This window comes from Catenulispora subtropica (assembly GCF_039531675.1).
Classification (GTDB): domain Bacteria; phylum Actinomycetota; class Actinomycetes; order Streptomycetales; family Catenulisporaceae; genus Catenulispora; species Catenulispora subtropica.
The window spans coordinates 78,353-92,853 of the sequence record NZ_BAAAQM010000006.1 but is presented as its reverse complement, the minus strand read 5'-3'; the positions used below and the strand labels follow the sequence as shown (position 1 = coordinate 92,853).

Genomic DNA, 14,501 nt, shown 5'->3' with positions numbered 1-14,501 from the left:
CTCGGATCCCCGAGCATTCCCTTTCCTAATGGAGGTGAACACCATGACACGTGCTGTGAAGAAGATCGGCGACCGCATGCTGGCCGGCGTGGCCACGAAGGCCACGGCCAAGGGCGGCTGCTCGCCCTCTTGCCAGACCTACTACAGCTGCGACGACTCGGGAAACCTGTACTCGCAGCAGTGTTGCTACAGCGGCAACTGCAGCTACTACTGCAGCAGCTGGAACTACGCCGGCACCTGCTGGTAACCCACGCAGGGGCTGAGGGACGGACCCGCTTCGGTCGGGCTGCGCAGCTCCCTTGCTAGCACCACCCTCTGAGATCTCCGCCCCCGGCGGCACATGCCGGGGGCGGAGACCGCTCTGACAACCAAGGACATGCCATGGTGTACCTCATTGTCGCGTGTCGCTGCGTCCTGGCGGGAGTCTTCCTGCTGTCCGCAGGCGAGAAACTACGGGCGCCGAGTGCCTTCGCCTCAGCCATCGCGGGCTTCCAGCTCATGCCAGACCGCTTCACTCGGTTCGCCGCCTACGGTGTCCTGGCTGTCGAGCTCACGACGGCCGCGCTACTCGCCTTCCCCGCCACCGTCCTGCCCGGGTTCCTTCTCGCCGCCGGACTGCTGGTCGTCCTGACCGCGGCGGTCACGCAGGCGGTGTACCGGGGATTGAACGTGCCGTGCCCCTGCTTCGGGGTGTCAGCCGCTCCGGTCGGGATCCGGCACATCGTCCGTGACGTGTTGCTGGTCGCCGTAGCCGGGTTCGGTGTCCTCGGGACGCTCGCGGCGTCCGACGCCGTACGCGCGCACGCGGAAGCCGGCGGCGTCATCGTCGCGTTCTGCGCGGGCGCCGTCGTGGTGCTCCTGGTTCGGTTCACGGACGAGCTGGCAAGCGCGTTCTCGCTCTGATTCGCTATAAGGAAACGCCCATGCCTTTCGTCATCTCCGCTCTGGTCCTCATCGGCGCGTTGGCGGTGCTCAACCTCATCCTCACCATGGCGGTGATCCGGCGCCTTCACGAGTCCTCCCACTCCCCGGAATCCGAGCAAGCGCTGCCGGGTCCGGCATCCCTTCAGCCGCGCCCGCCGCTGCTCGTCGGCGACGCGATCCCGGAGTTCTCCGCCTCAGCCACCGACGGCTCCGCCGTGAGCCGGACAGACCTGGCCGGCGAGCGCGTTTTGTACGCGTTCTTCTCAGTGGCCTGCAAGCCTTGTTGGCAGCGGATGTCCGAGTACATCGCCTTCGTGCGGGAGAGCGGTCTCGGACCGGAACAGGTGGTGTCGGTGGTGATCGGCGACGGCGGCGCGGTCGCCGCGTCGCTCGTGGCGATGGCGGAAGTGAGCCGGGTCGTCGTCGAGCCGCCCGCCGGCCCGGTGTCGTCGGCGTTCGCCTTCCGGTTCTCACCCACTTACGTCCTCGCGGGTCCCGACGGCACGGTCGAGGCATCCGGGCTGGCCCTCACCGACGTGTCGCGGACAGTGGCCGCGTGAGTCCCGACGGCCCGTTCGGCGGGGCCCGGCCCCATCGGCCACCAGGAGCCTCGTCGGCCCCGGCCCCGTCGGCACCTGCCCCGCCGACACCCACCCGCCCGGCCGTCGGACCGGATGGCGGCGAGCGTGTCGGCTTCCGGGCCCTGGTGCGCCGCGGCGCCACCGCGCTGGCCTTGGCCTGGCGGGCCCGACCGCTGACGGCGACCGGCTATCTGGCGGTGACGGTGCTGGCCGGCATGCTGCCGACGGCCGCGGCGTGGCTGACCAAGCTGCTGCTCGACGCCTTGGTCTCGCCGGCCCGCCGGCATTCCGGCACTCCGGTCGCTCTGGCCGTCGCACTCGGCGCGGCCGGGCTCGCCACCGCAGCGCTGCCCCAGGTGTCGCGGTATGTCCAAGCCCAACTGCAGCGTGCCGTCTCCACCCTGGTCCAGGACCGTATGTTCGGCGCGGTGAACGGCTTCGCCGGCCTGGCCCGCATGGAGGACCCGGCGTTCCTGGACCGCCTGCGCCTGGCGCAGCAGGCGGGCGCGTCGGCTCCGGGCCAGACGCTGGCGGCGACGTTCCAGGTGGTCCAGGGCTCGATCACGGTCGCCGGCCTGATCGGGACCCTGTTCCTGCTGAACCCTCTCCTGGCCGCGGCCGTGCTGACCGCCGCGGTGCCCTCCCTGTTCGCCCAGCTGGCGAACAGCAAGCGCAGGGCTGCGATGCTGTGGCGCAGCAGCTCGGCCGGTCGGCGCAAGATGTTCTACCAGATGCTCATGACGGATCAGCACGCCGCGCAGGAGGTGCGGCTGTTCGGTCTCGGCGCGTTCCTGCGCGGTCGGATGCTCGACGAACTGGACGTGGTGAACCGGGCCGAACGGGAGGTCGATCGCAGGCTCCTGATCACCCAGGGGCCGCTTGCTGTGGCCGGTGCCGCGCTGAGCGCCGCCGGGCTCATCTGGGCCGTGCACTCCGCGGCCGCCGGTCACATCACCCTGGGGGACGTGTCGGTGTTCATCGCCGCCGTCGCCGGGGTCCAGTCCGCGCTCGGCGCCACCGTCAGCGGCAGCGCCGACGCCTACCAGGCGGCCCTGGTGTTCGGACACTACCTCGCGGTCGTGCAGGCGCCGCCGGACCTGCCGCAGCCCGAGCACCCCGTGGTCCTGGCGCCCCTGACCGACCGGATATCGCTGCGCGACGTGTGGTTCCGGTACTCCCCGGATGATCCATGGGTGCTCCGAGGGGTCGACCTGGACATCCCGCGAGGCGCCTGCGTCGCGGTCGTCGGGGTCAACGGCGCAGGCAAGACGACGCTGGTGAAGCTGCTGTGCCGGTTCTACGACCCGACCCGCGGCGCCATCGCCTGGGACGGCACCGACATCCGCGACGTGGCGGTCGCCGACCTGCGCGACCGGATGGCGGCCGTGTTCCAGGACTACATGGAATACGACCTCACCGCCGCCGAGAACATCGCTCTGGGCGATCTGGCCCATCTCGGCGATCGGGGCCGTGTTCAGGCCGCCGCCGACCGCGCGGAGATCCATGACAAGCTCGCCAGCCTGCCGCGGGGATACGACACACTGCTGTCCCGGGTCTTCTTCGCCGGCAGCGATCCCGACGACCCGGCCACCGGTGTCCGTCTCTCGGGCGGACAGTGGCAGCGGGTCGCGCTGGCCCGTGCCCTCATGCGCCGGGAGCGTGACCTGCTCATCCTGGACGAGCCCAGTTCCGGCCTGGACGCCGAGGCCGAACAGGCGGTGCACGAGCGCCTGCGCGAGCACCGCCGCGGCACCACCAGCATCCTGATTTCGCACCGGCTCAGCGCCATACGGCAGGCGGACCTCATCATCGTGCTGGCCCAGGGCCGCGTCGTCGAGCGCGGCACCCATGACGAGCTGATGGCCGCGGGAGGCGACTACGCCCGCTTGTTCATGGTGCAGGCGGCCGGCTACCAAGAGGCGATGGCATGAACGTGACTCTGGTCGCGGTGGGTGTCTTGGTTCTCGCCTTCGTCGCGACGGCCGCGGTGGTGCTGGTGCGGACGCGCCGCGGATTCGTGACGATCACCGTCGAAGGGATGAGCATGAGCCCCGCGCTCTTGGACGGCGATCGGGTCCTGGTCTCCCGCCGTGCGCGGACGGCGGCGCGCAACGGCGACGTGGTGGTCGTGGAACGGCCCGGCGACGACGGCTGGTTCATCAAGCGGGTCGTCGCCACCGGCGGTGAAACGATCCCGGACGCGGTGCGCGCCAGGCGGGGTCTGCCCGACGGAGCCGTGGTCGCGTCCGGCGAAGTGATGGTGCTGGGCGACCACCCCGCCAGCGAGGACTCCAAGCAGTGGGGTGCCCTGCCCGTGGACCGCGTCGTGGGGGTGGTGGTGCGCAAGCTCTGACTCCGCGCGCCCACCTGCGCCTTCGCGACGTCACGGCCCGAACTCGCCGAGATCACTTAGACATATGAGATCTGATACCGTCCGGGTCCGTGTACATCGGCGTGCTCGGGCCGCTGGTCGTCCGCTCGGAGGGCTCCCACCAGATCACGGTGCCCGCGGCATTGCAGCGCGGCGTACTGGCGATTCTGCTGTCGCGCGCCAACAAGGTCGTCTCACGGGACGAACTGGTCGAGACCTTGTGGGACGGCCAGGATCCCGACAGCGCGCGCACCACGCTGGCCACGTATGTGTCACGCCTGCGCCGTGTCCTGGGGCCCGATCTCGGAGAGCGGATCCGTACCCAGCCGCCGGGATACCTTGTCGACATCGCCGTCGACGAGTACGACTGCACTCAGGCCGCGGATCTCGAGACGCGGGCCCGTCTGGCTGCGGAGAACGGCGACTGGCCGGCCGTCGGTGAGCTGGCCGGCGCCGGGCTCGGGCTGTGGCGGGGGATTCCCTACCAGGACGTGCCGGTTCCACGGCTGCACCGCGAGGATGCCACCGTTCTGGACGCCCTACGGGTCCGGCTGACCGAGCTGACGGTCGAAGCGGACCTGCGGTTGGGGCGGACGGAAGCGGCTATCAGCGTCTTGACACGGCTCACCGAGGAGGAGCCGCTGCGGGAGCGCTTCTACGAACGCCTGATGACAGTGCTGAGCGAGCAGGGCAGGCGTGCCGAGGCGCTCTCCGTGTACCACAGAGCGCGCGTGGCGCTGCGGGACAGCCTGGGCCTCGATCCGGGCCCGGATCTCGTACGCGTGCACCACTCCGTGCTGGCGGCCTCGGCGGCCGGGCGGCCGGAACCGAAACCGGCACCGGCACCGGCACCATCACCCGCACCGTCCCGGATTCGCGTACCGGCTTTGGAACCACGCCAGCTACCGCCCGCGGCGCGGCACTTCACCGGCCGCGCCGACGAGCTCGCGACGATGGACGCCGCCGCGGAGGACGGCCAGGTGCTGGTCGTCTCCGGGATGGCCGGAATGGGGAAGACGGCGCTAGCCGTGCAGTGGGCCCACCGGGTCGCGGCCCGCTACCCGGACGGCCAGCTGTTCGTCGATCTGCGGGGATTCGACCCGCACAGCCGGCCGTTGACCGCGCACGACGCCTGTGCGCTCCTGCTGGAGTCGCTGGGGGTCGCCTCCGCGGCGGTCCCGGCGGACCCCGGTGCGCGGACGGCGCTGTACCGGACGGTCGTGGCGGACCGGCGGCTGCTGGTGGTGCTGGACAACGCCTGGGAAGCGGCCCAGGTCAGACCGCTCATCCCCGGGACCGCGGCGAGCCAGGTCGTGGTGACGAGCCGGAACCGGCTGGCCGGCCTGGTCGCCGCGGACGGCGCGCGCCCGGTCGTGCTCGGGAAGCTGGGGAGATCCCTGTCCCTGGAACTGTTGGCTCGTCGGGCCGGGATCCCGGAAGCGGCCGACGAGGCCGCCGCCGCCGCGCTCGCCGAGGCGTGCGACGGCCTGCCGCTGGCACTCACCATCGCCGCGGCCCGGCTGCAGCTCGACCCGGGCCTGCGCTGGTCGTCGCTGAGCGAGCGGCTGCGCGACCGCCGCGCCGTGCTCACCGCGCTCGACGCGGACGACGCCAGTCTGCGTGCCGTGTTCGACGTCTCCTACCAGCGCTTGAGTGACCGTGCGGCGTCCTTGTTCCGCCTACTCGACGTCCATCCCGGCCCCGACCTGTCGCGGTCCGCGGCCGCCGCCCTCGCCGACGACGACGTCGAGACCGTTCTCGACGAGCTCGTGGGCGCCAGCCTGCTGTCCCGCCATGCCGAGCGGTTCCAGTTCCACGCCCTGATCCGCGCCTACGCCGGAGAAGCGGCCTGCGAGGACCCGCCGGAGGCCCGGGATGCCGCCCGCCGCCGGGTCTACGACCACTATCTCCGCTCGGGCATCGCCGCCGACCGGGTCCTGCAGCCGACCCGCGAGCCGCTGGGCCTGCCCGAGGCCGTGCCCGGCAGTCGTCCGGAGTCCATAGACGGCGAACCGGAGGCCTGGAGCTGGTTCGATGCCGAGCGCCACGTCCTGCCCGCCGTGATCGCCCTGGCGGCGCGAGCCGGCGACGACGAGTACGCACATCTGCTGCCCTGGATGCTCACCACCTACCTGTTCCGCCGGGGCGACTGGACGACATTGGCCGAACTGCAGGTCGCCGCCGCCGAGGCCGCCGACCGCACCGGCGACCCGGCCGCGCGGGCCAGAACCCACAACGACGCCGGTGCCTACCTGCTGCAGATCCGCGACCTCGACGCGGCCCTGAAACACCTCGAACTGTCCGCGGCTCTGTACCGGGACCTGGGCGACCTGAGGGGCGCCTGGCTGTCCGAAGCCAACATGGGACAGCTGCACCACATCCTGGAGCGGCACACCGACGCCGCCGCGCACGCTCGCCGAGCCCTCGACCTGGCGCACGCCCGAGGCTGGGAACCCGACATCGCCCTCACGACCTCCATGGTCGCCTGGAGCCTCACGCACTGCGACGAGCACGAAGAGGCCCTGGCCCTGGCCGCCGAGGCGATCGGCCTGCACCGCCGCCTCGGCGACCGGAACGGCCAAGCCCATGCCCACGACACCGTGGGCCTGGCCTCCTTCCACCTCGGCCGCCATGCCGAGGCCCTCGACGCCTACGACCGTGCCCTGGGGCTGTTCCGCGGCCTCGGCGACGTGCGCCACCAGGCCAGGGTGCTGACCCGGATCGCCCAGACACACCAGGCGGCGGGCCGTCCGGACGCGGCCCGCGAAGCGTGGACCGAGGCCATGGTCATGTTCGACGATGTCGGCGCGCCGGACGGGGAGGCCATCCGGGACATGCTGGATCTGCCCCGGGCCGACCTTTGATCCGATCCGGCTGCTCGTGGCGTCACGCGGCGGCGAAGATGCGATTCAGATAGTCGAGCACAGCACCATCCTCGGGCAGCGGGACCCGGGTTCCGACATACCCATCAGGCCGAATGAGAACAGCCTCCATCCCCGTCGCCCCATACGCGGCCCGGAACTGCCCGGCACTGTCCCGCACGACCGGAGGCATCACTCCGTCACCGACCGGTTCGACCCCGTCGGGAACGATGGCGTACGCGTCCAGCTGTCCGTCTGTCCGCTCCTCCGCGAGTGCGGCTAGCTGCGGGAAGATACTCGCCGCTGAGGCTGCGGCCCCATCCGCGTAGAGCAGCAGCGTGTGGCCTGTTCCCCGCAGCAGATCGAACAGCCGCAACGGATAAGTGGCGATCGCGCTGTGCAGCTCCCGACAGTCCGGTGCCCGGCTACCCGGCTGAGCTGATAGCCCGCCGGCATCGGATGGCGGAGTATCCCAGGGCCCGACGATCGGGCTGTCCGGGTACCCGACCAAGAGCTGCGCCTCCCGCTTGACGATCGTCGCCGGATCGTCCGGGTCGGCTTCGATCCCGGACCTCGCATGCCGCACCGTCCGCCCGACGACTTCCTCGGCCACCGGCAGCCGTTCGGCCTCGTAACTGTCGAGGAGGCCTTCGGCGGCATGGCCCTCGACCGCCAGCGCCAGCTTCCACGCCAGGTTGTAGGCGTCCTGGATGCCGGTGTTCATTCCCTGGCCGCCGGTGGGCGGATGGATGTGCGCCGCGTCGCCGGCGATGAACACTCGGCCTCTGCCGTAGTGGTCGACCAAGCGGTGGCTGATCCGGAACACCGACGACCACCGTAGATGGTCAGCCGTGACCGGCTCCGGCGAGAGCCGGTCGAGCACGTCCTGCAGATCGGCCAGCTCCGGCGCCCGGCCCTGCTGCATGCCGTGCCGGATGCCGTCCGCGGGCTCGTTCCCGGCCGCGGCGTCGGCGCCGTCAGGGGTCGCCGGTACTTGCATCGAGATGCGATACCGCTTGTGCCCCGGAAGCGGAACGCACACCAGCAGGTCGTCCGTCTCCCCGTCGGTCTGGTGCATCGACCGGATCGCGTACCCCCGCGGCAGTGTCCAGTCCAGCTCCACATCTCCGATCATGTAGGACTCGGGGAACGCGTCACCCTCGAAAGTCAGGCCGAGCCCCTTGCGCACTGTGCTGTGCGCTCCGTCGCAGCCGACCAGATACCGCGTCCTGATCTGCTCGTCGGCTGCTCCGCTGCCGTGCGCCACGACTGCCTCGACGTGCTCGGCGTCCTGCTCGAACGCCACGAGCCGTGCATCCCGCTCGATGGGGACGCCCAGCCCGGTCAGCCGCTGGGTCAGGATCCGCTCGACCTCGTACTGGGGCAGCGCCGCGAAACCGTAGGGCACGTCGGCAGGCAGGGTGAGCGTCACGTTCGAAACCATGCGGCCGTTCACGTATACCTGTTGCCCGAGCATGGGTTCGGCCGCGTCCAGAGCTTCGCGCACGATCCCCATCGCGTCCCAGACCTCGAGCGTCCGGGGCTGGACGCCGACAGCTTTGGCGTACGTCATCGGTTCGGCCAACTGGTCGATGACACGGCACCGCACGCCGCGCCGCGCGAGTTCTATCGCCGCGGTCAGCCCGACCGGACCCGCCCCGACCACCACCACGTCGACGTCCACCACGGAACCCACCTCCTGCCGGGTCTTTCCACGGCAGCACAGGCCCGGGGTCCCGGCCACCCACGGGCCGGGGACCGGAAGGCCGCGCCGGGACGGCGTTACTGCATTCGGTGCAGCGACACAGCACTCCGCGGCTCCTCCCACCTTTCGTCCTCCCAGCGACAGGCGCTAATCTCGCCGACGTCTCCGAAGGCTGATCGGCAAGAAGGCGAGGCATGGATTTGAACGTTCAAAGTTTGGTGGACGACCCCTCCTTCCCCCCACTGATCGACGTCGGTGCGGTGCCGTGGAGTCGGCGTGGGTCGTTCGTCGCCTTGTCCACCCTGACGCAGCGGCCGGATGTCCCGGCTGGCGGCGTCGAGCCGGGTTTGTACGTGTGGGACGTGTCCGGCAGCCGCCGGGGGCGGTGGAGCGGGGTGTTCCGCTTCGACGCGCTGTCCGGCGGCGCGATCGGCGTCGATGCGGTGACCCCCGCGCTGATGCGGCTGTCCGTCGGGGACGGAACGGTGGAGGCGGTGTTCGACGGACCGCAGACGCTGCGGGTCCGGGGGAGCGGCACCTGTCTACGCCTGACCGAGGTCGGTGACCGGCGCTCGATAGTGGTGCCGCAGGCACCGGGCGCATGGCGATTGCAGATGAGCGAGGACGCACACTACGTCGTCGCATGCCTGCGCGGGACGATGGCCGTGACCGGCCCGAAGGTCCGTGGTGACCGCGGCAGCGGGATCGGGCCGAACACGGTCACCGTCATGCCGGACGGTCAGGGCCGTTTCGAGTTCGCGCTGACACAGTACGAGTCCGCGTACCGGGCGCCCGCGGCCCGTAGGGACTTCGACGAGTGCGTCGCCGAGGTCACCGCCGAGTTCAACGCCTGGGCGGCAGAGTTCCCCGCCGTTTCCCCGGATCTGCGGCGAGCCGCGGGTCTGGCCGCCTACGTGCAATGGTCGTGTCTCGTGGATCCCCGTGGCATCCTCGCCCGCCCGGCGATGCTGATGTCGAAGAACTGGATGAACGCGGTGTGGAGCTGGGACCACTGCTTCAACGCACTGGGTCTGGCCCGTTCCCATCCGGAGCTGGCATGGGATCAGTTCATGCTGCCCTTCGACCACCAGCATCCCAGCGGCGCGCTGCCGGACGTCGTCCACGACAACGGCCGGATCTGGGGGTTCGTCAAGCCGCCGATCCACGGCTGGACCCTCGCGGCCCTGATGAAGCTCGACGTCGTCACCGACACGCAGCTGGCCGAGGCATATCCGAAACTGGCGGCCTGGACACGGTTCTGGCTCGACTTCCGCGACGACGACGGTGACGGGCTGTGCGAGTACCTGGACGGCTGTGACAGCGGCCAGGACAACACCACCGCCTTCGACGCGATCGGCTTCCCCGCCGCGGCACCGGACCTGGCCGCGTTCCTGATCGTGCAGATGGACACTCTCGCCGAGGTCGCCACGCGCCTCGGTGACACCGTCACCGCCGCCTCCTGGCAGCGTCAAGCCGACACCATGCTCGCCGCTCTTCTGGACCGGCTGTGGGACGGCGACCGTTTCCGCATCCTCCACGCCGGCGCCGCCGCCGCGACCCCACCCGGCCTGGACCAGTTCGCGTACCTGCCGCTGATCCTCGGCCCACGCCTGCCTCCGCCTGTCCGCCGACGCCTCGTGACCGGACTCCGCGCCAGCGGCCTGCTCACCGGTTTCGGCCTGGCCAGCGAGAGTCCGACCAGCCCTCATTACGAGCCCGACGGCTACTGGCGCGGCCCGATCTGGGCACCCACCACCCTCCTCGTCGCCGTCGGCCTGGCCGCTTGCGAAGAGCACGAGCTGGCCCAAGCGTTGTCCGCGGCCTTCCTGCGCACCTGTCGCGACTCCGGGTTCGCCGAGAACTACGAGGCCACCACCGGCAAAGCCCTCCGCGATCCCGGCTACAGCTGGTCCGCCAGCGTCTTCTGGACCCTGTCACCGCAAGCGAGCGGCCGGGGCTGACCCGGGGCCACCACGATGGCCGGCATCACAGCAGGCCGAGCTCACGAGCCCTGACGGCGGCCTGAGCACGATTGCGTGCGCCGAGTTTGTGCATGGCCTGCTGCAGGTAGTCCTTGACGGTGTTGCGGGAGATGACCAGGGCGTAGGCGATTTCCGGATTGGTCTCGCCTGCCGCCGCACGCCGCAGCACTTCCTGTTCGCGGCGAGTGAGCAGCGGTGGTGCGGTACAGCGAAACGTCCGCAGCGTACCCGTGGCCGCATCCGCCTGGTCGGCGATCCGGCCGAGGTGGGAGCGTATGCGAGTGCCGACCCCCGGATCCTCTGCCAGGCTGTGGGCGCCCAGCGATATCGAGGCCAGATTCGCCCCGAGGGTCTCCAGCAAGCCGGCGATCCGCAGCTCCATCCGCTCGACGATCTCCAGCGCCACCGCCGCGGCCCGCGCCGCGGCGGTCGCCTCGGCGACCGCGATGTCCCCGAACGCACCGTCGTCCCGAGAACCGGCGGCCAGCACCCCGAAGGTTCTGCCGCCCGCCGTGATCGGCACGGCGAGCAGCCTGCGCACGCCTTCCCCGGTCATCTCGCGGTCGAAATCGTGGGTGATCGAAGTAGCGGTGAAGTAGTCGTCGACCCAGTCGGCCTGCGTACTACTGAACACCTTCCCTGTCAGACCCCGTCCGGCCGGTACGGAGAGATCGCGCATGAGACCGGTCCGCACACCGCTCGTCTGGCGCACGACCAGCCGATCCGGACCGGACGGCTGCGCGGTCCACGCGATCGAGAAACAAGGCGTGCCCGCCAGCAGTTCGGTGCATCGCTGGAGGGCGGCAGCGCGATCAGGCTGCCCGATGACGTCGAGGTACCCGTCCGGAGACCCGCTCATGGCCGGAGCCTATGCGGCCGGCCAGAGCTTGAGGAGCTCGCGGCGCATGATTTTTCCCGACGAGGTCTTCGGCAGGTCGTCGACGAACAACACGATGCGCGGGAGCTTGTAGGGCGCGAGGTGTCCTCGGCAGTACTCGATGATCTCCTGGCCGGTGACGGTGTGCCCGGGCCTCAGGACGACACAGGCGCGTGCCAGTTCGCCCTTGACCGCGTCCGGGACCCCGCCGACGGCGACCATGGCGACCGCCGGATGCGCGGCCACCACCCGCTCGATCTCCGCGGGGTACACGTTGTAGCCGCCGGTGATGATCAGGTCCTTGCGACGGTCCACGACGAAGTAGTGCCCGTCGTCCGTGGCGTAGGCGACGTCGCCGGTCCGCATCCAGCCGTCCCCGTCGATCGCCTCCCTGGTGGCCTGCTCATTGCCGAAGTACCCGAGCATGACCAGCGGACCACGGATCATCAGCTCGCCGGCCTCGCCCGGTGCGAGCCGCCGGTCCGGCTCATCAGGATCGGACACCCGTATCTCGGTTCCGGGGAAGGCGATGCCGATGGACCCATGCACGTTCGGGGCGAACAGCGAGTGTGTCGTGCCGAAACCGGCCAACTCCGTCATGCCCCACACCTCCAGCAGGGGAGCCCCGCTGCGCTGCTCCCATTCGTCGATCTTGGCGACCGGCATGGTCTGCCCGCCGACCGTGCAGCGCGTGATCGAGGAGAGGTCGCGGGAGGCGATGCCCTCGTGGGCCAGCATCATGGAGAACATCGCGGGGACGCCCTCGAAGATGGTCGCCCGATGCTGCTCGATGAGCTCCAGGGCGCGCGCGGCGTCGAAACGGTCCATGACGACGGCGGTGCCGCCGGCGAGCCAGGTGGCGTGGACGGCGCAGTTGCCGTAGACGTGCGGCATGGGAAGGGCGGTGACGAGCACGTCTTCCTTGACGCGGACGTGCATCGTGGCCGTGTAGGCATGGTTGAGGTGGATCGCGCGGTGGGACTGCATGGCGCCCTTGGGATGACCGGTGGTGCCGGAGGTATAGGCGATCACACAGAGTTCCGTGACGGCGGCCGGAACGAATACCGGCGCCTCGGCATCGTGGTCCAGCAGGTCCTGAAAGCTGAGAGCGCCGTCCACCACATTCGCTTCACCGAAGACGATGGGCGTCGCCACGTCGCGTACGGCCTCGACCTTGTCCGCGGTCGTGAAGACGAACCGCGCCCCGCAGTCGTTCAGGACGTATCCGACTTCTTCAGCCGTCAGCATGCCGTTGATCGGGTTCACCACGCAGCCGGCACGGAGGGCCCCGTGATAGGCGACCAGCCACTCCCAACGGTTGGGCGAGAAGATCGAGACGACTGTTCCAGGCTGCGCACCGCGCTCAGCGAGCGCTCCGGCGACCCTCGCTGAGAGGTTCTCCAACTCGCGGTAGGTGAATCGGGCGTCGTCGGTGACCAGTGCGACGCGATCGCCGAATCGGCGCGCCGTCGACGGCAGGATGTCCGCGGGCCTGCTCATGATCGTCATCCTCCTCAGGTGGGACCTGAGTCAAGCACCGCGCGTGACCGGGGCAACACCCCCAGATGGAGGGGTGGAACCGGTCATCACGGCTCCGCCGCGCAGACAGCCTCCGAGCTCGGATACGCGAACCTGCCCGCTTTCTCACGCGCCTTCTCGCAGCGCGTAGGGCGTCCCCCGCGCGCCTGGCTTGCAGCCCGAGAACCAGGAGCCCTCGGGCTGCAGCGTCTTCGAAGCAGATTCAGGTCCTCCGGTCGCCGGCCGTCCTCCTCTGACCGGCCACCGGTGATCGCTACGCCGTAGTCCTGTCACCCTTCTTCGGACAGGTCCAGCGCGGTATCCGGGATCCAGGATCCGTGGATGCCGCCCGTCACCCGCCGCGGCAGGACGACTGCGGCGACTTGCTTCAGATCGGAGGCATCGAGGACGAGCAGCCTGGACGCGTCCTGCTTCAGATCCGAGACGACCGACAGCAGGTAGCCGTCGTCCTCGTTGAGCGCGCCGGCAGCCGGGACGAACACGGCCTCGCTGGGCAGTCGTGCGTCGCCGGCTTGGTGGATACGGCGCGCGCCGGTCGTGCGGTCGTACTTGACGATTCCGTAGCCGCCGAAACCGTTCTGGTCTGGGAAGGACACGGCGTAGCCGTAGCGGTTCTCCGCGCCGAGGAAGGCTTCGTTCAAGGTGGGGAACTCCACCGCCAGGTCGTCGACGATGCGCTCGTCGACGGTGCCGGCCGCGAGGTCGACGGTCCAGCGACGGGTGAAGGAGCGGGTGTTGGGCTCCGTGCCGCGCTCGGGGGCGCCGATCCACCAGTTCCACGACAGGGTGAAGCCTTCGCGGTCGACCGTCGGCCCCTCCAGAATGACGCGGCCTTGGGCGTCCTGGAAGGCGTTGCTGGTGTGCAGCATGTTGCCGGGCTCGATGGGGAACCAGCGGATGGCCGTGGCACCGTCCCGGCCGCGCGGCATGATGCCGATACGTGCGGGCTGCACATCACTCCATGAGTAGGGGATGCCGGAGTGCTCGGACGGGTCGAAGGTGACGTTGCCCTCGATGAAGACCACATAGTCTCGGGTGATGGCGAAGTCGTGCTTCAGCGAGGCGGTGGCGCCGGGTATGTCGATGCTGTATTCGATCTCTCCCTCGGGGCTCGCGACGTGGTAAGTCAGGAAGGGCGGGAAGGGAGAGGATCCGAAGAAGTGCAGTTCACCGGTGGCCGGATCGGTCTTCGGATGCGCGGTCATGGCGGTGCGCAGCTTGCCGTTGAAGTCATACGCGCCGACGGTGTCCAGGTCCGGGGTGAGCTCGAACGGGAAGTTGGACTCGCACAGCGCCAGCAGCTTGCCGCCATGCTCGATGACGTGGGTGCCGGCCGTGCTGGCGGTGAGGTCCGGGCCGTGCTCGGTGATGTACGGCGCGCCCTCTAGCGCGGGCGTGCGGACCCAGCGGTTGCGGTACCACTCGGCGCGGCCGTCGCGCAGCCGTATGCCGTGGACCATGCCGGAACCTTTGAACCAGTGGGTCGGAGTGATGCCAGCCTTCGGGTTGTGGCTGTTGCGGATCAGCCGCCCGGTCAGCTCCGGCGGCAGGAGGCCCTCAACGGTCAGGCCGGTGGCGCTGATCTCGTCAACGGCAGGGGTGTAGTGGCCGATCAGGTACGGCTTGCTGGACATGATGGGAGCCCCTTTTCTGGTATCGGT

At 70.0% G+C, this 14,501-nt stretch carries 11 protein-coding genes; 7 read left to right on the top strand and 4 right to left on the bottom strand.

What is annotated here, in order from left to right; all coding sequences use genetic code 11:
• The first annotated feature begins 43 nt into the window (after positions 1-43).
• From ABD466_RS07750 to ABD466_RS07725, 6 genes are all read left to right on the top strand, one after another.
• On the top strand, positions 44-247 hold the full coding sequence (locus tag ABD466_RS07750; RefSeq protein ID WP_344656262.1) for a hypothetical protein: 204 nt from the start codon (positions 44-46) through the stop codon (positions 245-247).
• 134 nt (positions 248-381) lie between these two features.
• Entirely contained in the window at positions 382-903 is a 522-nt protein-coding gene (locus ABD466_RS07745; RefSeq protein ID WP_344656261.1) for a MauE/DoxX family redox-associated membrane protein, read from the top strand.
• A 20-nt stretch (positions 904-923) separates the two neighbouring features.
• Positions 924-1,484 carry a TlpA family protein disulfide reductase gene (locus ABD466_RS07740; protein WP_344656260.1) on the top strand — a complete coding sequence of 187 codons (561 nt, stop codon included), beginning with the start codon at positions 924-926 and terminating at the stop codon, positions 1,482-1,484.
• Positions 1,481-3,436 (top strand): ABC transporter ATP-binding protein, encoded by a 1,956-nt coding sequence (locus tag ABD466_RS07735; protein ID WP_344656259.1) that lies wholly within the window; start codon positions 1,481-1,483, stop codon positions 3,434-3,436. The genes ABD466_RS07740 and ABD466_RS07735 overlap by 4 nt, the downstream gene beginning before the upstream one ends.
• Positions 3,433-3,858: a signal peptidase I gene (gene lepB, locus ABD466_RS07730; RefSeq protein WP_344656258.1), complete on the top strand. Its 426-nt coding sequence runs from the start codon at positions 3,433-3,435 to the stop codon at positions 3,856-3,858. Before ABD466_RS07735 ends, lepB begins: the two co-directional genes overlap by 4 nt.
• Before the next feature lie 89 nt (positions 3,859-3,947).
• Positions 3,948-6,740 (top strand): AfsR/SARP family transcriptional regulator, encoded by a 2,793-nt coding sequence (locus ABD466_RS07725; protein ID WP_344656257.1) that lies wholly within the window; start codon positions 3,948-3,950, stop codon positions 6,738-6,740.
• A gap of 22 nt (positions 6,741-6,762) precedes the next feature.
• Here ABD466_RS07725 and ABD466_RS07720 read toward each other — a convergent pair whose 3' ends face one another.
• Positions 6,763-8,424 carry an FAD-dependent monooxygenase gene (locus ABD466_RS07720; protein ID WP_344656256.1) on the bottom strand — a complete coding sequence of 554 codons (1,662 nt, stop codon included), beginning with the start codon at positions 8,422-8,424 and terminating at the stop codon, positions 6,763-6,765.
• Positions 8,425-8,636: 212 nt separating this feature from the next.
• Between ABD466_RS07720 and ABD466_RS07715 the strand changes: the two genes are divergently transcribed.
• Entirely contained in the window at positions 8,637-10,403 is a 1,767-nt protein-coding gene (locus ABD466_RS07715) for an amylo-alpha-1,6-glucosidase (RefSeq protein ID WP_344656255.1), read from the top strand.
• Positions 10,404-10,428: 25 nt separating this feature from the next.
• Here the strand turns inward: ABD466_RS07715 and ABD466_RS07710 are convergent, their stop codons facing one another.
• The 3 genes from ABD466_RS07710 to ABD466_RS07700 form a co-directional block, all read right to left on the bottom strand.
• On the bottom strand, positions 10,429-11,283 hold the full coding sequence (locus ABD466_RS07710) for a helix-turn-helix transcriptional regulator (protein WP_344656254.1): 855 nt from the start codon (positions 11,281-11,283) through the stop codon (positions 10,429-10,431).
• A gap of 9 nt (positions 11,284-11,292) precedes the next feature.
• Complete coding sequence (locus ABD466_RS07705) at positions 11,293-12,801, bottom strand: class I adenylate-forming enzyme family protein (RefSeq protein ID WP_344656253.1); 1,509 nt, start codon at positions 12,799-12,801, stop codon at positions 11,293-11,295.
• Between the two features lie 308 nt (positions 12,802-13,109).
• The gene (locus tag ABD466_RS07700) at positions 13,110-14,474 is read right to left on the bottom strand and encodes a carotenoid oxygenase family protein (RefSeq protein WP_344656252.1); all 1,365 of its coding nucleotides are present in this window, start codon (positions 14,472-14,474) and stop codon (positions 13,110-13,112) included.
• Positions 14,475-14,501: the final 27 nt, after the last annotated feature.